This is a genomic window from Paenibacillus sp. 10L310 (assembly GCF_056395745.1).
Map to the genome: position 1 here is coordinate 1 of NZ_JBFTKC010000028.1, position 19,160 is coordinate 19,160.

Sequence of the window (19,160 nt, forward strand, 5' to 3'; positions counted from 1 at the left end):
CCAAATTACAGAGTATATGTTGTTTTACAACAAGGACCGTTTCCAAAACAAACTCGGCGACCTCTCCCCAATTGAATTCCGGGAAAAAGTCGCCGCTTAATGGAGTTTCTCTTTTTTTATTGTCTACTTGACGGGGCTATGACCAAACCTTGCTCTACTTAAGCTCTATATTAGTTCAGATACGTTAACGGATTTTCTACCGTTCCATTCTTAATAATCTCAAAATGCAGATGTGTTCCAGTCGAACGACCCGTGTTGCCCATAACGCCGATACTCTCGCCTTTTTCAACCACTTGTCCAACCTTAACGCCAATGCTGTTCAAATGTCCATACAGTGTTTCGTATCCGTTACGGTGGTTAATAATGATGACATTACCATAGCCGCTTTTCTGTCCTGCAAACGTAATTACACCCTCATCAGACGCTTTCACATCGCGGTTACCTACCAGATCGACACCTTTGTGCTGGCGACCCCAACGTTGTCCAAAGCTGCTACTCATCGTTGCATTTGATACCGGCCAAGCAAATTCACCTGTGCCCTCACCAACAACTTTTGTTCCGCTAAGGACTACTTCAGTTACAGCTGCTTTAATCACTTCCTGACCAAGCCACTCTTCCTGAACCACTTCACCATTTTCTTTGGTTATACGATACTGCATGCTTTTCAAGCCGCTTTGTCCTGGGCGCACGACTTTTGTTGTACCTGCTTTCAACTCATCACTTTTGCGCACTTCCACTTGCGGTTTGATCTCAATTTGTTCAACAACCTGCTCAACCAATTTAACGGTTACCGCCGGTTTCGGAACGGTCAAGGTCAGTTCGTCTCCGATTTGAAGCGACGTTTCCTTGATGCCCGGATTATGCTTACGAATCTCGCTTTGTGTAATTTCATACTTGGCAGCGATCGAAGAGATTGTATCTCCTTCACGAACCACATAAGTTACAGGCGCGTCTTTACCAACGGTTAAAGCTTTAACCGCCTCGGACACATCCCATATTTTGTTTGGATCAGCCTTCACCACATCTGTCGCTACATCTTCCTTGATGCCTACCGACTTCAGGGTTGTGATAGGTCCCTCCTCTTTCTTCGAGGAGTTAGCCGATACCGACTTCGTCTTAAGCGAACTTCGCACAGCCGATGCCGATATGTATTTGCTCTGCACTTGTTCCAGGATTGCATCAGCTGTTGCCTGATCCTTCACGATACCAATGACTTCACCGTCTACCTTGAGCTCCACACCTTTGGCGTAGGCTGTCAGCATGTCACCCAGTTTGTCCAGCGTCTCGTCACTGTTCACTTCAGGTTTGTACGCTCTTACCGTTTCGGTTGTGATGCCATCCGTGTTCAGCACCATCTCTGCATCCGGATATTTATGTTGATATTCCTCAGTTTTGTCTGTAAATAGTTGTTGTAATTGTGCCTCATCTGCAATGGTACCAATCTCGCTACCTTTAACCATTACTTTATAGTACGGTACGGTGTTTGCAGTAACATATTGTTTGCCTGCGAACCCGAGCGATGCTGCGATGAATACACCACATGCTGCTGTAATGATCCATTTGCGCGAGGCCAGAACGCGCTTCTTATTCACACTGAAGGTGGACATGCTCATGTTGTTTTTGTCTTCGGCCGTCCGGTGTTCCCCGGATTGTTCGTGTACCCGGTCTTTGCCCGGTTGGCGTATGCCTCTGAAACCTTTCATGATTCTCTCCTTTTCAGCACTTCTCAGTTCGCATTTCTGTCAAGACATCACCCATCGTGTCTGTCCCATGCTCGTTGATACTTGTATTGGGTGTCCGCAAAATCAGGACTTTAGCTGCGCTCGTAAAAGTGTCAAAATTTTAACCTTTTATCACACCCGTATACTTTAACACAGGTTTTACACTCATTTCAACTCTACACGTCACACCGTAAAGCCACGCCCCGCTTGCTTTCCCTGAATTATCCATAAGATAGTACGGCTGGTCCATCACCCATTATGCCTCAACATCCGCTGTACTATGTACTTTTGTTCGCAAATTAAGACTAGGTTCTAAGACCCAGTGAAATATGCTTTATTTTTCATAAAAATACATATAAAATCCCTCACCAGATCAACTCTGATAAGGGATTACGTAAACAACCTGTTTGTGGTTTATCTTAAACTGGATTTCATCTCATGCCACAATAGAAATTAACTTTTATGTCTCTATTCTTTGACTGCAAGAATTACAAATCGCTTTTGCTGTACTTCCCAGAATCCATTGTGCTCCATCTCCATATGAATATCCATTAACGGCTGACGGAACTGTTCCACTTTGAAATCAGGTACTTGCCACGGGATAGTCTTTAGATAATATACCAGTGCGCCTATATCATAGAAACGTTGTGCAGGGGTTGCTTCCCGTTGCTCCAGAATACGGAATCCAGACTGTTCCAGCTGAAGAACAGCACGATCCAGTTCCCATCCAGCGTAATCCGCTGGCATAGGAATGCCGAGCCGATCATTGATCTCCCTGCAATCTGACCAACCTACCTGTTGAGTTAGAAACATTCCCCCTACCGATAGAATCCGCCTAACTTCCCGCTCATCATACGACTCATGCCGATTAAGAATCAGATCGAATTCCCCATCTGTGAAAGGAAGTTGCGAATCATCAGTCACTGGAAGCACCTTCACACCGAGCGGCTGTAAACGTTCCTCTGCAATAGGTATATTGGGGAGATAGCCCTCGGTCGCACATCTGTATGGAGGAAGGGGACGGAGTCTGGACAGCATCTCTCCTCCACCAGTCCCCATGTCGAGCATTCGTTCTGTTTGATTCAATAATCGGCGCGCCATCGTTCCATATGACCAAGGCAATATTCCGCTCTGGAGTCTCCCACTCCCTGTTACATAGCTAAAATCCCAGCCACTAAACGGCTGGTCCGCCTCTTGCAGCCCTTGCTCGTATCGCTCTTTCGCCGCCTCGGCAAACTCTTTTACTGATGGTTCTGAATTAGAATGATATAAGTTCATGGTCAATACAACCTCCAATTAGTGTATTCGTAAACACAAGTCCATCGGTTCTCTTGAAAGCACCTATGAACGGAGGTCCACGAATTGGACTGGAGATTTCTGCAATGTTGCCTGAACGTTTTTATATGTCGTGTTCTTTACCTTTATATTTCATACACTGTACCCTCCTACAGGCATTTCCAGAATTTATATAAATAAATTATATTCAATCATCCTCGACAAGTCCATTACATTATGAATCAGGCGATACGTCTATGAGCACACCTGTCTTCCCTGCCTGCCTATCATCCTATTCTGTTTGCAGTACTTCCATCAGGTTGTCGTACTCTTCACTGGTCAGGTACTTCGAGATCACCTGTTCAATCTCACGTAATTCCTGTTCCGTTAGGCCACCTTCCATGGCACCTGAGATCTGTTGCATTTCCTTCTGTGGAAGCTTATTCATGAGCAGGCTGAAGATTTTTTCTTTCTCCTCTGCTGGTAGCTTGTCCTTCGCTCCTGTAATGTCATCCGGTGATACGACAATAGCATCATTGCCTGAAGAAGCACCGCCGCTGGCTGCTCCGGTTCCATTGCCTGAAGCTGAACCACTACCCTGATCTGTTCCTGAGTCATTACCCGTGCCGGTATCCGTCCCATTACCTGCACTTGTGCCTGAGTTTGATCCTACGGTCGTATCTGTACCTGAACCTTCCCCTGTGCCCTCGCCTGAGCCACTTCCTTGGGACGCATTGTTGCCTGCATCTACGCCAGATTGACCGCTCTCCGTTCCATTCCCCATAACTGAAACAGCATCTTCCGGAACCTTCTCTTCGTCCGCTCCTGTCGGCTGATCTGTCTTCCCATTTCCCGATTTATTCCCCTCGCTGGTTTTACCGCCCAAAGCACCTTGGAACATGGCGGTTAACCCCATGGGTTGACCTTCCCACTGAATATTGAAACTCGCGAGTAGCGACTTCGCATATGACTGTACAATTAATCCGGTCGTGAGCAGTGTCAGTGAACTGACCAGCAACACGGTTAGCACGATTTTGACAAACCACACAAGCAACTTCATTCCGTTCTCTCCCTCCGATTATCCCACCCGTCTAACATGCGCATGTCGGGGTCTGTGACTCTACTGTTAACCAGTATTGACGGAAATCTCGGGATTATATCCGATAAACATACAAAAAACCTCCAGTCATCGCTATAAAAGCAACAACTGAAGGCTTAACATGCCTAAGTCAGCAGAGGATTCTATTTTATAATTCAAGAAACAATCTCTCTATTTCTTCGATTACTCGTAGATTGGAAGAACTTGATTTGTTTGCTCACGGTTACGACCAACGGAGAAGATGGCAATTGGAATGCCTGTCAGTTCGGAAACACGTTTTACATAATTCTGTGTGTTCACTGGCAGGTCTTCAAGTTTCTTCGCTCCAGTGATATCTTCGCTCCAACCTGGCATCTCTTCGTATACTGCTTCACATTCTGCCAGCATTTTGAGGCTTGCCGGATAGTGTGTGATGACCTCGCCGCGGAATTTGTATCCTGTGCAGATTTTTACGGTTTCCAGACCTGTCATTACGTCCAGAGAGTTCAGGGACAGACCTGTAATTCCACTGACACGACGCGCGTGGCGAACAACAACACTATCGAACCAACCTACACGACGTGGACGTCCAGTTACCGTACCGTACTCATGTCCAGTCTCACGGATTTGGTCACCGATTGCATCATGCAATTCCGTAGGGAATGGGCCATCTCCTACACGGGTTGTGTAAGCTTTCGCTACCCCAATGACTTGTTGAATACGAGCCGGGCCTACGCCAGAACCGATACATACGCCACCTGCGGACGGATTGGATGATGTAACAAATGGATAAGTTCCTTGATCAAGGTCCAACATAACGCCTTGTGCACCTTCAAACAATACTTTTTTGTCCTCATCAATATATTCGTTCAGAACAACCGATGTATCACGTACGTAAGGACGCAGAATTTCAGCATATCCGAGGTAATCTTGCAGAATCTCTTCCACATCAACAGGCTGGCCGCCGTAGACTTGCTCGATGACGCGGTTTTTTTCTTTGACCAGATGACGCAGTTTCAGTTCGAAATCTTCAGCATCCAGCAGGTCAACCATCCGAATACCAATACGAGCTGATTTGTCCATGTAACATGGGCCAATTCCTTTGCCAGTCGTACCGATTTTGTTCGGGCCTTTGCTCTCTTCTTCGAGTGCATCCAATACCATGTGATATGGCAGGATGATATGTGCGCGCTCACTGATGGACAGGTTCTTCGTTGTAAAATCATTGTCATGAATATAGTTAATTTCTTCGATGAGTGCCTTCGGGTTGATAACCATTCCGTTACCAATAACACACGCTTTATCCGTGTAAAAAATCCCTGATGGAATCATCGTCAGTTTATATTTTTTGTTATCAATCAGAATTGTATGACCCGCATTGTTACCACCTTGATAACGAGCCACCACATCAGCGCTCTCCGCCAGATAATCCGTGATTTTACCTTTTCCTTCGTCTCCCCATTGCGTTCCCACTACAACTACCGTTGACATAGTTAACATTCCTCCGTGGGTGCCTTGCGCACCTTTGTATTGGTCTGTCCGTCCTCTATCCCGGCAGGCATGTTACGCAATAAACCGACTGAGAAGCGTGCTAACGGACAGTAAAAATGTCCTTCCGTTACATTCAAGGGAAGGTTTGCGCTGCTTTAACGCAGCAGTATTAGTGTACCAGTACCCTTTTTCAAAGTCAAATCAAATGGCGAACAATTAGATATAGTACAACCGTAATGTTCGGGATTTACCCATTATTTCAACACAAAAAACCGGAGACTTCAGTCCAAGCTTGCTTGACTGCTATCACCGGTTCAAGGATACCCATTTCAATGTGAATCTATATCTGGTATTTATAACACATGTTTGCGTTCAGTTGCTCTAATGGTTGATCTTTGGGACAGACGATTCTCGCTTCTTGATCGAAGTCGTCAGCACCTGCCCGTTACATCGCGAAGGCGTCATTGTGCGCCCTCTCGTAATTGACGAATTTATTAAAGTTTTTCAGGAAGACCAGTTCAACCGTACCTACCGGACCGTTACGCTGTTTAGCGATAATGATCTCGATAATATTTTTCTTCTCGGTCTCCTGGTTATAGTAGTCATCCCGGTACAGGAACGCTACGATGTCGGCATCTTGCTCGATCGAACCCGATTCCCGCAAGTCACTCATCATCGGACGTTTGTCCTGACGTTGCTCTACACCCCGGCTCAGCTGGGACAAGGCAATAACCGGAACTTCCAGTTCCCGGCCAATCTGTTTCAGTGTACGTGAAATCTCGGATACCTCTTGTTGACGGTTCTCCCCTGCTTTACCACGACCACTAATCAGTTGAAGATAGTCAATCAGGATCATGCCGAGGCCCTTCTCTTTCTTCAGGCGACGGCATTTGGCACGAATATCCGCTACGGTAATCCCTGGTGTATCATCTATGAAGATGTTGGCTTCTGACAAAGCTGCAATACCCATCGTCAGCTTCTGCCAGTCTTCATCACCCTTGAAGTCACCCATACGCATTACGCTGGCATCCAGGTTGGCTTCCGCACAGATCATACGTTGCACCAGTTGGGCAGCTGACATCTCCAGACTGAAGATGGCTACCGTCTCCTGGGCCCGAATGGCTACGTTCTGAGCGATATTCAGGGCGAAGGCCGTCTTACCTACGGAAGGACGGGCCGCTACAATGATCAAGTCACTGCGCTGGAATCCGGCAGTCATCTTGTCCAGATCGATAAACCCGGACGGAATACCTGTTGTTGTACCCTTATTCTGATGAAGTGTTTCCACACGATCGAATACTTCCATCAGTACGTCCTGTATGGCTATAAAACCACTACTGGAGCGACGGTTGGAGATCTCCAGAATGCGACGTTCAGCTTCTCCGAGCATCGCTGCAACATCTTCTCCGCCTGTATATCCTTCGCTCACGATCTGTGTTGCCGTACGAATCAGGCGACGCAGCATCGATTTCTCTTCGATAATCTGAGCGTAATAGTCTACGTTCGCGGCTGTAGGTACACCATGGGCTAGCTTAGCCAGATAACTAACGCCCCCGATGTCCTCCAACTCACCTTTATCCTTCAGAAGCGAAGTCAGTGTAACAAGGTCAATCGGTTGATTTCCCTCACCAAGCTGGATCATCGCTTCAAAGATTAATTGATGGGGTTTATCATAGAAATCCTCGGTTTGCACCCGTTCCATCGCTGTAATCAGGGCCTCGCCCTGCAACAGGATTGCACCCAGCACGGCCTGTTCGGCTTCCAGGTTCTGCGGGGGAATCCGGTCGAATAACATTTCTCCGCCCATCTTACTCTTCCGTTACCTGTACCTTCAAGGTTGCCTTCACTTCAGGGTGAACCTTGACAGTTACTTGTGTTACGCCGAGTGTACGAATAGGCTCGTCCAGCTCAATTTTGCGTTTGTCTACTTTCAGACCCTTTTTAGACAAAGCTTCTGCGATCTGTTTGCTCGTAATGGCGCCAAACAGACGACCACCTTCGCCGGACTTGGCTTTCAGTTCAGTCACTTCTGCTTCCAGCTTTTTCGCAAGTGCTTCCGCTTCCGCTTTCTCTTCCTGTTTGAGTCTTTCTTCAGCCGCCTTCTGGTTGTCCAGTGTCTTCATGTTGCCGTCTGTTGCCAGACGTGCGATTCCCCGTGGCAATAGGAAGTTCTGTGCGTAACCCTCAGATACTTCTTTCACTTGCCCTTTCTTGCCTTGACCCTTCATATCTTTTATAAAAATGACTTTCATTCGAACAGCCCCTCTTCCTTTTCGATTTCAGCCAGTACGTTCGTCAGCCGTTTTTCTGCCTCTCCAAGCGTTCCTTCAAGCTGCACGGCAGCATTCGTCAAATGTCCGCCACCGCCCAGTCGTTCCATGACAACTTGGACATTCATGCGCCCCAGCGATCTCGCGCTGATGCCAATCAGTCCATCCGGACGCTCACTAATCACAAATGAAGCGACCACGTCAGTCATGTTCAGTAATGTATCCGCCACCTGGGCGATCATCATCTGTGAAATCTTGCTGCCAGGGTCTGTGACCGCCAGCGCAATGTTTCCATATACCATTTTAGCATGCTTTATGATTTCTGCCTTAGCAATATATTCTGACAGATCCTCTTTCATCAACCGCTGGATCATAATGGTGTCCGCACCGCTACGGCGCAAGAAACCTGCCGCTTCGAACGTTCTGGACCCCGTGTGCAGTGCAAAATGCTTCGTATCCACCGTAATCCCGGCAAGTAGAGCCGTAGCTTCTAGCGGAGTGAATTGTACCTTATCATGAATGTATTGCAAGAGTTCGGTTACCAATTCGGCAGCAGAGGACGCATAAGGTTCCAGATAGATCAACACTGCGTCATTGATGAACTCTTCGCCCCGGCGATGGTGATCCACAACGACGACACGGGTAGCAGACTGTACCAGTTTTGGCTCCATGGTCATGGAGGCCTTATGGGTATCCACTACCACCAGCAACGTGTGCTCGGTCATCATCTGGGTTGCCTGTTCCGGTGATACAAATGCTTTGGACAACTTCTCGTCCTTGTTCACTTGCTCCATCATGCGTTCAATCGATGGATTAATTCCATCCAGAACAATTCGGGCTTCCACATTGTACAGACTGGCCGCTTTCCACACTCCGATGGATGCGCCGATCGCGTCCATATCCGGAATTTTGTGCCCCATGATGAGCACCCGATCGCTCTCCTGCATGAGATCACGCAACGCGTGTGCAATAACGCGGGCTCTTACCCGTGTCCGTTTCTCCACTGCGTTAGACTTACCGCCATAGAAAGACAGGCGTTGTCCGGACTTCACGGCAGCCTGATCACCACCACGTCCAAGTGCCATGTCCAGACTGGACTGTGCCAGTTCTCCCATCTCGCTGATGCTATCCGATCCAAACGCCAGTCCAACACTGAGTGTCATTGGCACTTTGAGGTCAGCAGTCATCTCCCGAACTTCATCCAAAATGACAAATCGGCTCTGCTCCAGTTCCTGCAAAGACTTATGATTCAGCATCAACAGATAACGATCAGAAGACAGACGGCGCAGGTACACTTCGTACCGCTTGGCCCATGACGTAATTTCGCTGGTCACTCGGGCAATCAGCGCTGTACGCTGTTGATCGTCCATGCCTTGGGCAGCCTCGTCCAGATTATCCAGAACGAGAATTCCCAATGCAAGGCGTTCATTTTCATATTTATCACGAAGAATGGCTAGCTCCGTAATCTCGTATACATATACATACCGCTCCTGCGGGTTATGAATAACTCCATAATGCCGATCATCCAACTGGAATTCGTCATGCAACTCCTTGGATGAATGTTCCTTCGTCCCATCCTTCTTCTCTTTAGGCTGAGGAAGTTTGGGAAACATATTAAGTAGCGGATTACCCACCATTGTCTTCTCCTGGAACATCTCCGCGACAAAGCGGTTATGCCACTCTACCGTACGATCTTCGCTGTACAGCACAATTCCGAATGGAAGCATGCTGACCGCTTCCCCCTCCATCCGTTTGATCCGAATAGATAGGCCATTAATGTAGTCGTTAAGCTCACGGCGGAACGCGAGCTCCGCCTTAATCATGACGATTCCCAGCGCCGAAGCCAGTATCAGACTAATCAAACCAAGCGTCCAGTTATAAATGGTAACGAACATAACGAGCAACAGCAGCAGTATGAACGCCCATACGGTATAGTAGCCGTGCCAGCGTTTCTTCAGAAATTTAGGCATGACTCATCACCCTATCGTTTTGATTTCGATATTGCCTCACGAAGCGGGAACGCCAGATCGATAATTCCGATAATCCGAAGCGGACCAATGAAGAAAACCGCAGCCGCCAGGAAATATGGTATAACCGGATTCCATTTCTTTGTATGTGAGAGAAAGAAGAAGAAACCGATCGCTTGAATCATGAAGCCCAGATTAATTAACGGGGACAGATTCATGGCAATCATGGTCCAGTATGTTCCATCACTTTGTCTGGAGATCACTTCGATCAAGAGAGCAAGGAAATAATACCAGATCAATGCACGCGGCATACGCCATTCTCTCGCTGGTGGAAGCTTCGATACCACCACACCCATCACGTTAAGAATTGGACGAGCTATGGCGTGTGTAATAAAGGCCATTACCATCGATGTGACAACGAGAGCAAACGGAATCATAAGCTGTGTTTGTTTGGCAACATCCTCGGTCATCTCAGGTGTCCATGCAAAACCGTTGATCATCTGATTCGATGTATTGGTTAGCGGTTCAATGGTCAATTTGACCACATCTTCAATATAACTGGACAGGTCGAATTGGAAAATGACACTGCCGACCAAGAGCAACAACAAGTATTCTGCCAACATCATGCCACTTCCCGCCATCAGGGCGAACAGGGCTGATTTACGTGTTTTATACGCGTGCCCCATAACGATCGCAGGCAGGGTAAAGATGAGCAATAGTAACAGGTAGATGGGGTGGAATACGACCAATATAACGGCTACGGGCACGAGATGCCATATAAATGATTTTAAAGATAATGAAGCATACAAAATAACTCCCGGAATCATCATAAAAAATATGGCAAGTACCGATAAAGGAGTTAACAGCGAAAGTAGCAAGAGCAGATAAACTGCGCTCCAAACAGCTGATTTAAAGCTAAATTTCAACAAATTCACCTCTTACGCATATGATCTTCTAGCGCGGAAATATCCTGGTACCAGTCTTCAAGCTGGTGACCTTCCTGTTTATGCTTTTTCAACTTCTCAACTAGCAGTGCATCCAGATCCTTGAAAGGAATACCGAGCCTGCGGCCCAATATGTAACTACTCATAATCAAACTGGCAAGACTGTCCCCGATTCGAGTTGTACTGCCTTCCCATAACGCCTTGAATAATCGGGATACCTGATCAAGCACTTCGGTTTTCAGCCATTCAATCACTTTAGCGCGTTTGGCTACATCCAGTTCTTTAGGCATATTGGCGAAAGTCACTCTCCCCCGAAAAAGCTTTATTCTCGATTATAGCATAAAAAGAGGGCCCGCAAAATTACCCCAAAAAACGGAGAAGTTCTCCGAAACTGATGTCAGGTACTTATGCGGAGTCCTCCGTACATCCTATCGACCTATATATTTGTAAAAAACTTCGAATGCGGCCCTGATTCAGGACTTCTTAAGTTTAACATGATACCGGACGGCTGTGATTATCCATCATGACACAATAATGTTTAAATTCGTAACAGCCTTACTTAGCCTTGATCGATTCTTTGGCTACAATGCCCTCGCAGTACTCAATAATCTGACTCCGTCTGACAATACCAATGAACCGATCCATATCATCGACCACAGGAACAAAGTTCTGAACTTTAGCCAGATTAATCAGGTCCTCCATGTTGGCGTTAATGGATACAGGTTTCATATCCAAGCGAAGGGGAACATCCTTGAGCAAGAATTTTGAAGCGTTTTCAAATGAAATCTTTCCCTCGGCATTCTTCATATACCACAGTAAGTCGCCTTCGGTAACCGTACCAATATATTTGCCCTCTTTATTCAAAATGGGTACCGCCGTAAAACGATGATATTCCATCCGTTCCAACGTTTGCCGCAGTGTAGAATCCGACGTCACGCACGTAACCTCTTGTTTGGGTAGCAAAAAAAATGCGATGTTCATACCCTTGTGTATCCTCCTTGTGAATTTCTTCGTTCAACTTATCTCGCTCAACTTATATTATACGGATCAGAACGCAGGATGTTCCAAAAGGATAATAGTTCTCAATACAAAGAAAAAAAACAGCAGCCCGCGAATAAACGTACTGCTGATTGTGGTCTACAACACATCATTGGTATGGAATTGGTTATTCAATCTTTTGCCGGTCAGGGATCATGACTTCACCGGCTGGGGTAGATTGATCCATCCAGTTGTTAATCAGCTCTTTGGCATATTGGACATCTTTCTCGTCAGCCTGACCATAATAGATACCGTCTTTTTTCATCCCCTCACCCAGAATGGTGAAGCTTGAAATCTGTGGTTTCTCCTGAGTAAGCACTTGTTTAGCCAGATCAATAATGAAAGAAGCTCGCATATCCGTCTGGAAGCTGTCTCCCATGATCTGAATCAATTCCGGAATTTTGGCGATTTGATTCAAATTCAGCATCTCATTCGCCATCGCGTTCAGGAAAATCTGCTGCCGCTTGGTACGATTAAAATCGCTATCCTCACGGTATCTTACATAATACAGCGCTTCCTGCCCGTCATAGATCGGCTTACCACCTTCAATCGTGAATTGCACATGATCCGGATTCTTGTTCACAATGTCCTCATCGATTGGCAGTTTTACACCACCAAGCGCATCAACCACTTTTTTGATTCCGTCGAAGTTGATTGTTGCATAATAACCCACATCAGCATCAAGGAATTTCTCCACCGTATTGATGGACATATTCTCCCCACCAAAAGCATAGGCATGCGCCAGCTTATCATAATCATCTTCGCCGTCCTTGTTGGCATCCCGTCCTACAATCTGCACATACGTATCACGTGGAATGGATACCAACAGCACACGGGATTCCTTCGGACGTACTACAGCATAGATGACGGTATCGGAACGTCCACGCGTTTTCTCATAGGCGCGTTTATCCGAACCGAGCAGTAACACGGAGAATGGTTCCTTACGGTATACCGTTGGATCAGGCGTGTTGTTGCCTTCTTGCGGTACATAAGAGCGGGATAACTGATCTTCTACTGAACCGGCGAGAAACAGATCAAATGCCGCTACAGCCAGCTGCTGACGGAACAAATACCCTCCGATTAACAAAACAACAAGTGAAACGAGCGTTATATATAGGCCTTTTCTTCTTTTCTTCTTCTTATCTTTAGTTCTGCTTTTCATCCATCGATTCCTTCTTCACTATCGAAATGATACTGCCTACTATATAAGTTTCATCTAATATTTACACTAATAACGGAGAGGTCAGAAAAAACCTGAAGAAGCGTAGCGCTCGCCTTTATCAACGGATTTTTACCTTTTGAATAAGGTAATTTTAAAAAAATCTGGGGATAACAGCGATCGGAAGGTTATTCTGAACTCGCAGTGATGAAGTGTAACGATTCGTTCAACTTATATAATACCAATTAAACGTCTGAGATGTCTTGTGACTCGGTGTTCTCTGAAGTTTTCTCTCTCTTGAATCAAGACACCGCTTACGCTCGTTCTATTGTAATCATTGCAGGAGCAAGAAAAGTTACAATCCGGTTAAATTGAAAAGAACAGCGACTCCTTTTTAGCTACAAAAGGTGCACTGTTCTCTTCATTTCTAACGTTATCGAATCAGTTTGTGGATACACTTTCCACATGTTGGCTCTTCTCTTTTTGACGCAGACGTCCCGTTATAAGCGCAGCTACCAGCGTAAGCACACTGAATACCACCGCAGACCAGAAAAGGCCATTATAACCCTGCCCTGTCGTTTGATGCACTGCCTGGAGCAACACATCACGGATACCTGCATCAGGAATCTGGGACAGGCCCTCTGTCAGACTGGATACATCACTCCCTGCTGCTCCACCTGAGGCATATTGCTCCAGCATCGCCGGCGGCACCTGAATTCCTTTGTCAGCGAATCCTGCCTGAATGTTGGATCCCAGATTAATGAAAGAACGTGCCAGGAATCCAGCGAAAATCGTAGGCGCAATAGCCATCGCCATCTGGCGGAATAACGAACTGGTCGCTACCGCGATGCCTTTGTTGTTCTCCCCCGCCTGTTCCGTGACAAGTACGTTAACTGGCGCACCAAGCATCATGCCGAAACCGATACCTACGAGTGTACTCGCGATGACAAATTGCCAGATATGCTCCACCCATAGCGGGAACAGCAGGAATCCAATGGCAGATAGCAACCCCGCAACCGATAACGTCCAGATTGGCCCTTTGCGGTCAACGAGGTATCCACCTCCACCTGCCCCGATGCCAGATGCCAGCGCAAGCGGAGTAAACCAGTACCCGGAAGCCGTATTGGATACGCCGAGATATTGCTCAACAAATCCGGGAATAAAGATCACCGAGGCCAGAATGGCTCCGGAGAAAAAGGCAATCAACAGCGTCCAGCGAAAGGACGCAATGCCCAGAAGCTGTGTCGATACAACAGGTTCACGTTCAGATCCTTCCAGCCTTTTTTCCATGAAGTAAAAGAGCACCAGAATGATTACACCTGCCAAGAAGAAACCGTAGAACATCGGTGATCCCAGGCTTTGAAGCATGTTCACACCGTCCAGATTGCTGAAGCTATACATTAAACTGAGTACACCCAACGTTAGGACAGCAATACCGCTCCAGTCCACTGCTGCACGATTAAGTTCCTGCTCCTCATGGATTAATCGAATACCTGCAATGAACAACAGAATGGCGATCGGCACATTGATCAGGAATAACCAATGCCAATTTCCGGTCAGATCCAGTATAAAAGCACCGACATTGGGTCCCAAAATAGCGGCAACACCATTCATCCCTCCAAGCAGACCCAAGGCTGTACCTTGTCGCTCCGCCGGGAACTTGCTTAATACGTATGAGCTGGCAATGATAAAAATCCCACCACCGCCCAAAGCTTGAATGACACGAGCAATCAGGAAAAAGGTAAACGATGTGCTCAACGCGACAAGCAGGGACCCGATCCCAAACAACGCCACTTCAATCAAAAATAGTTTCTTGCGACCATAACGGTCCGACAGTTTGCCCGCAATAGGTACACTCACCGCAAGCCCAAGCGTGTAAAGCGTAATCGTCCATGCTCCCCATGTTGGCGACACACCAAATGATGCATTTAAGGTGGTCAGTGAAGAGGTGATGATCCCGTTATCCAGCGCAGCCATAAATACCCCTATGGCGAACAGGATTAGCGGCCATTTCATTTGTTTTTGCATCACATGTTACCTCCCGATCAGATCGTAAATTCAGTATCGTACAGTTGGTTTGGTACATATATATTAAACCGAGTTGAATAATAATGACTCACTGGTCATTTTAAAACAAAAGAAAACCATATGTCAATTTAATAATATGGTTATATGGATCAAATTACGTCTGATTCGATACAATAGAGCTACCACATGTTCAGTCGAACCTGCGGCAGCCCTCATATCTTATCTAACGTACTAACGCTTGCGTAATGCTTCAATAATCTGGTCTGACTCGGTTTCCCGAAAACCCATAGTTGAATAACTTCCGAGTCTCCACAAAACGCCCTTCACGAGTATCTGTTCCAAATACAACTGATATCAGTCTTTTCCCATCACGTTCAGCTGTCCCCACAAAATGATATCCGGAATCTTCATCATACCCGGTCTTTAATCCGTCATTCCCATCATAAGCATACGGTCCACCAATAGAGGACAACATCCAGTTCGTGTTACTCATGTACATCCCTTTTTGGTGCATTGATACTTGCATTTGACTGGAGATTCTTAAAATCTCGGGATGGTTATTCAGCAGATATCGCGCAAGCTTGCATGCATCTATAGCCGTCATTAAGGTCTGCCCTTGTATATCCATCGGACGGTTAGGACCAAGCAGCTTTTCACTGAGGCCCGTTGAATTCGTGAATTGTGTATCCTCAGACAGCCCAATCTGAGTTGCTTTCTGATTCATCTGTTGCACAAACTTCTGCTCTGTACCACTGATATGTTCAGCCAGAGCAACCGCTGCATCATTGGCTGAATAGACAGCTATGATCTCGAACAACTCCTGAACGGTGAATTGCTCTCCTTGTTTCAGGGTCAGTTGACTGCCCCCCACGGAGCTGGCATACAGACTCACATTAACAAGATCATTCCAGCCTATATCACCATTGATCACGGCCTCCATTACTAACAGTTCTGTCATCAACTTACTGACGCCTGCCGGAGCAATCTCTTCGGAGCCGTTAAAATCCATTAAGATCTGTTCAGAGTTCATATCCATTAGTACCGCAGATTCAGCTTTAATTCCCGGTTTGCCTACCAGCATGTCCGGTTTCACACCCAAATATATAATAAGCAAGAGAGCTAGCAGCATACCTGCCCGTTTCCACCATTTTTTCATAAGATGATCACCTCTTACCTATATAGACGAAGTAAAGAGGCATTTTGTCTGCACTTTTTTGAAAAAAAGTTAAATTTTTTTTATTTTTTGGTTACAAAAATAACATGAACCCCATACACCCATGCCAGAGTGTACAGAATCCATGTTTTTAAAGACACTTTTTATTCATTTTCCCAGGAGAATTCTTCATTAATAATCTAGCAACCGGCTTCTTAAAGGACCCCAATCCTTACAGCTGCTAATTTAAGAATGTTTTACTGAGCTACAACTGCTTTGTCTGCATTAACTTGCAGGTCGCTCAGGTAAACGCCTGTTCCATCACCAATCGCATAGTTCATTACACGTTTGTTAACTGGCGCTACAACTGCACGATACAGTGTAGGGAATACAGGAACTTCATCTACCATGTATTGCTGCCATTGATTGTAGATCTCTTTACGCTTGTCTACATCAAATGCTTCAGCTGAGATACCTTGTGCCAGCAATTTGTCATTCTCTTCGCTGGAGAATCTGGAGAAGTTGTAGAGTGCATCGCGGCCATACAGACCAGATGGATCTACGTCAATACCAACGCCCCATGCTGCTTGATACACATCAATTTTCGGATCATCTTTACCTGTGTTACCTACACGGTCATAGAAGCTGTTGAACTCAACCATTTCCAGGTTTACTTTCAAACCAATAGCTGCCCATGATTGAACATAATAACGAGCCAATGGTTCAGCTGTGTCGCCACCAGTCATGGATACAAAGTTGATTTCGAGTGGTGTTCCATCCGGATTCGTACGGAATTCACCATCCAGTTTGTAACCAGCTTCGTCGAGCAATGCTTTCGCTGCTTCTGGATCATATGCTACACCCGGATTGTTGGAATCATGGAATTCTGGGTGAGATGGTGGAATCAAGGTTGTTGCATTCCAACGCAGGCCATTATAGAAACGTTTACCTACTTGATCGTTATCTACAGCCATCCACATTGCTTTACGCAAGTTTTTGTCGCCCATTTTTGCTTCGGCATTGCTTACAACTTTTCCGTTCTCTTCATCCCACGTACCCAGTTTGAAACCGATGTACGTATAAGCACGATCGATTGCGCCCAGGAATTCTACGTTGGACAGGTTAGCATTATCTTTGTATTGATCTGTCGGGAATGCATCCACGAGGTCTACCCCGCCAGATTTCAGTTCTTGAACAACCGTTGTCGGGTTGATAACTTTCAGAGTCACTTTGTCCAGTTTCGGAGCCCCACGCCAGTAGTCTTCGTTCTTAACATAAGTTACAGACTCACCCGGAGTGATGACATCCACTTTAAATGGACCAAAACCAATTGGTTTTTCACGTACTTCTTTGGAAGAAGACATTTTTGCTACATCCATATCGCCGAAGATATGTTTAGCCAGTGGATACGTCCATACGCCACCTGTCAGCAGGGACGGAGTGGATTCTTTATACGTAATGCTGATTTGTTTGTCGCTCAGCACTTTAATACCAGAGATTGTTTTTGCTTTTCCAGCATGGAATTCTTCCATACCTACTATGCTAGTAAAGTTGGAGTCATAACGTGGACCATCATACGCTTTGTTACCAATAACTTCATAAGCAAATTGCAGATCTTCAGCCGTTACCGGCTTGCCATCATGCCAGTTTACGTTGTCACGAATGGTCAGTGTGAACGTTTTGCCATCTTCAGATGTCTCATATGTTGCTGCACCATCATTGGTGTACACATAGTCTTTGTCCCATGTAAGTAATGGCTCATCGAACCATTGCAGTACCTGAACATCCGGGTTACCGGAATAGAAGTTGTAGTTCAGTGTACCTTCAAAAGCAGTATCCGATACAAGTCCGAATGTAATCGATCCACCCTCGATCGCAGTACCCTCATTCGTTTTGACATTGTTGAAGTCATCAATGGAGTAAACGCCCTCTTCATTAGCAGGTTTTTCCTCCGTTTTTCCCTCTTCTGTGTTGGAAGCTGGAGCTGGAGTAGCTGCTTCTTTCTCAGAGCACGCTGCGAGCACCAATACAAAGACCAACATCATCGTGAAAAATAGTCCCCGTGAAAATAATCCCTTTTTCATGAACCTTTCCTCCCTTTTTTTAACCTCTTCTTTGTCTTGCATCAGTCGCACGCTTTAGGGCTTGACCGACATTATTTATACTCAACATCAATACCAGAATCAGTACCGATGCGGGTAGCCATATCCACCATCTGGACTCCAGGGTTTGCGGATTACGTGCATAACTTACGAGTGTTCCAAGACTAGGCGTACTTTCGGGAAAACCAAACCCTAGGAAAGACAGCCCGGATTCGAGGCCAATGTTGGCAGCGAGATTCAATGTCATCGTTACAATAATAATGGAGCTCAGATTCGGAAGAACTTGTGAGAGCATAATCTTCAGATGAGAAGAGCCCAATGTTTTTGAAGCTTTTACATAATCCAGTTCCCGTTCCTGTAATGCTTTGGAGCGAATCAATCTGGCGATACCCATCCAGAGAAATGCCGTCATGATTAGAGAGAACGAGATGATATTGTATTTCGGTACTGCCGTAACAAACGCGATAACAATCATCAACATCGGAAGGATCATGAAGAAATCAACAACACGCATAAACAGGTTGTCTATCATTCCACCGAAATAACCGGATAAAAGGCCAATTAAGATACCTATGAAGCCAGTCATTAACGTTACGATAATTCCAATGGTCAGGGAGTTACGTGTACCGATGACCAGCTGGCCAAATACATCACGACCTCCATAATCCGTTCCTAACCAATATTTCGCGGATGGTGGTTCATATAAGGCAAACAGATCCACGCGTACGATATCATCCTGATTCAGAATGAGAGACGTGCCATATACCAGCAACATGACCAAGCCCAAGAAAATGAGCGAGATTAGTGCCACCTTATCTCTGACAAGCTCCCTCCATAAAATACTCAAGCTGGAGGGGCTTTTATCAACCTTTTGTGAAGTTACAACTACCTCGTTGGCCTTGCTCATCTTGTTTTCACCCCGAAATCTTCAAGT

At 46.0% G+C, this 19,160-nt stretch carries 16 protein-coding genes; 1 reads left to right on the forward strand and 15 read right to left on the reverse strand.

All coding sequences use genetic code 11. From position 1 onward, the window contains the following. The first annotated feature begins 4 nt into the window (after nt 1-4). Complete coding sequence (locus tag AC1DE7_RS29640) at nt 5-100, forward strand: IS3 family transposase (RefSeq protein ID WP_477535106.1); 96 nt, start codon at nt 5-7, stop codon at nt 98-100. 70 nt (nt 101-170) lie between these two features. On the opposite strand, the gene AC1DE7_RS29645 is transcribed toward AC1DE7_RS29640, so the two are convergent. The 15 genes from AC1DE7_RS29645 to AC1DE7_RS29715 form a co-directional block, all read right to left on the reverse strand. Further along, nucleotides 171-1,703, reverse strand: a complete 1,533-nt coding sequence (locus tag AC1DE7_RS29645) for a peptidoglycan DD-metalloendopeptidase family protein (protein WP_477535742.1) — start codon at nt 1,701-1,703, stop codon at nt 171-173. Nucleotides 1,704-2,189: 486 nt separating this feature from the next. After that, nucleotides 2,190-2,999, reverse strand: coding sequence for a class I SAM-dependent methyltransferase (locus AC1DE7_RS29650; RefSeq protein WP_477535743.1), 810 nt, complete (start codon nt 2,997-2,999; stop codon nt 2,190-2,192). A gap of 289 nt (nt 3,000-3,288) precedes the next feature. Next, entirely contained in the window at nt 3,289-4,056 is a 768-nt protein-coding gene (locus AC1DE7_RS29655; protein ID WP_477535744.1) for a hypothetical protein, read from the reverse strand. Nucleotides 4,057-4,278: 222 nt separating this feature from the next. Continuing rightward, nucleotides 4,279-5,565, reverse strand: a complete 1,287-nt coding sequence (locus AC1DE7_RS29660) for an adenylosuccinate synthase (protein WP_036671866.1) — start codon at nt 5,563-5,565, stop codon at nt 4,279-4,281. Nucleotides 5,566-6,010: 445 nt separating this feature from the next. Continuing rightward, entirely contained in the window at nt 6,011-7,372 is a 1,362-nt protein-coding gene (gene dnaB, locus AC1DE7_RS29665) for a replicative DNA helicase (RefSeq protein ID WP_036611922.1), read from the reverse strand. A gap of 1 nt (nt 7,373) precedes the next feature. Next, a complete protein-coding gene (gene rplI, locus AC1DE7_RS29670) occupies nt 7,374-7,817 on the reverse strand; it encodes a 50S ribosomal protein L9 (RefSeq protein ID WP_036611925.1) in 444 nt (147 codons plus the stop codon). Continuing rightward, a complete protein-coding gene (locus AC1DE7_RS29675; protein ID WP_076216655.1) occupies nt 7,814-9,805 on the reverse strand; it encodes a DHH family phosphoesterase in 1,992 nt (663 codons plus the stop codon). The genes rplI and AC1DE7_RS29675 overlap by 4 nt, the downstream gene beginning before the upstream one ends. 11 nt (nt 9,806-9,816) lie before the next feature. Continuing rightward, a complete protein-coding gene (locus AC1DE7_RS29680) occupies nt 9,817-10,728 on the reverse strand; it encodes a DUF2232 domain-containing protein (RefSeq protein ID WP_036612044.1) in 912 nt (303 codons plus the stop codon). A 5-nt stretch (nt 10,729-10,733) separates the two neighbouring features. Then, a complete protein-coding gene (locus AC1DE7_RS29685) occupies nt 10,734-11,036 on the reverse strand; it encodes a MazG-like family protein (protein WP_017691445.1) in 303 nt (100 codons plus the stop codon). A gap of 265 nt (nt 11,037-11,301) precedes the next feature. Continuing rightward, complete coding sequence (locus AC1DE7_RS29690) at nt 11,302-11,727, reverse strand: CBS domain-containing protein (RefSeq protein WP_036671868.1); 426 nt, start codon at nt 11,725-11,727, stop codon at nt 11,302-11,304. A 184-nt stretch (nt 11,728-11,911) separates the two neighbouring features. Next, nucleotides 11,912-12,946, reverse strand: coding sequence for an LCP family protein (locus AC1DE7_RS29695; RefSeq protein ID WP_036671869.1), 1,035 nt, complete (start codon nt 12,944-12,946; stop codon nt 11,912-11,914). 438 nt (nt 12,947-13,384) lie between these two features. Further along, nucleotides 13,385-14,971: an MFS transporter gene (locus tag AC1DE7_RS29700; protein WP_477535745.1), complete on the reverse strand. Its 1,587-nt coding sequence runs from the start codon at nt 14,969-14,971 to the stop codon at nt 13,385-13,387. 250 nt (nt 14,972-15,221) lie between these two features. Further along, nucleotides 15,222-16,127: a D-alanyl-D-alanine carboxypeptidase family protein gene (locus tag AC1DE7_RS29705; RefSeq protein ID WP_282319776.1), complete on the reverse strand. Its 906-nt coding sequence runs from the start codon at nt 16,125-16,127 to the stop codon at nt 15,222-15,224. Between the two features lie 254 nt (nt 16,128-16,381). Beyond that, the gene (locus AC1DE7_RS29710) at nt 16,382-18,208 is read right to left on the reverse strand and encodes an oligopeptide ABC transporter substrate-binding protein (RefSeq protein ID WP_477535746.1); all 1,827 of its coding nucleotides are present in this window, start codon (nt 18,206-18,208) and stop codon (nt 16,382-16,384) included. A gap of 19 nt (nt 18,209-18,227) precedes the next feature. Next, entirely contained in the window at nt 18,228-19,133 is a 906-nt protein-coding gene (locus AC1DE7_RS29715) for an ABC transporter permease (RefSeq protein ID WP_036611941.1), read from the reverse strand. Between the last annotated feature and the right edge of the window lie 27 nt (nt 19,134-19,160).

Coding starts and splice junctions, on each gene's coding strand:
- AC1DE7_RS29705 (WP_282319776.1), bottom strand. CDS start 16,127: ATGAAAAAATGGTGGAAACGGGCAGGTATGCTGCTAGCTCTCTTGCTT.
- AC1DE7_RS29645 (WP_477535742.1), bottom strand. CDS start 1,703: ATGAAAGGTTTCAGAGGCATACGCCAACCGGGCAAAGACCGGGTACAC.
- AC1DE7_RS29710 (WP_477535746.1), bottom strand. CDS start 18,208: ATGAAAAAGGGATTATTTTCACGGGGACTATTTTTCACGATGATGTTG.
- rplI (WP_036611925.1), bottom strand. CDS start 7,817: ATGAAAGTCATTTTTATAAAAGATATGAAGGGTCAAGGCAAGAAAGGG.
- AC1DE7_RS29690 (WP_036671868.1), bottom strand. CDS start 11,727: ATGAACATCGCATTTTTTTTGCTACCCAAACAAGAGGTTACGTGCGTG.
- AC1DE7_RS29685 (WP_017691445.1), bottom strand. CDS start 11,036: ATGCCTAAAGAACTGGATGTAGCCAAACGCGCTAAAGTGATTGAATGG.
- AC1DE7_RS29675 (WP_076216655.1), bottom strand. CDS start 9,805: ATGCCTAAATTTCTGAAGAAACGCTGGCACGGCTACTATACCGTATGG.
- AC1DE7_RS29695 (WP_036671869.1), bottom strand. CDS start 12,946: ATGAAAAGCAGAACTAAAGATAAGAAGAAGAAAAGAAGAAAAGGCCTA.
- AC1DE7_RS29715 (WP_036611941.1), bottom strand. CDS start 19,133: ATGAGCAAGGCCAACGAGGTAGTTGTAACTTCACAAAAGGTTGATAAA.
- AC1DE7_RS29650 (WP_477535743.1), bottom strand. CDS start 2,999: ATGAACTTATATCATTCTAATTCAGAACCATCAGTAAAAGAGTTTGCC.
- dnaB (WP_036611922.1), bottom strand. CDS start 7,372: ATGGGCGGAGAAATGTTATTCGACCGGATTCCCCCGCAGAACCTGGAA.
- AC1DE7_RS29700 (WP_477535745.1), bottom strand. CDS start 14,971: ATGCAAAAACAAATGAAATGGCCGCTAATCCTGTTCGCCATAGGGGTA.
- AC1DE7_RS29655 (WP_477535744.1), bottom strand. CDS start 4,056: ATGAAGTTGCTTGTGTGGTTTGTCAAAATCGTGCTAACCGTGTTGCTG.
- AC1DE7_RS29660 (WP_036671866.1), bottom strand. CDS start 5,565: ATGTCAACGGTAGTTGTAGTGGGAACGCAATGGGGAGACGAAGGAAAA.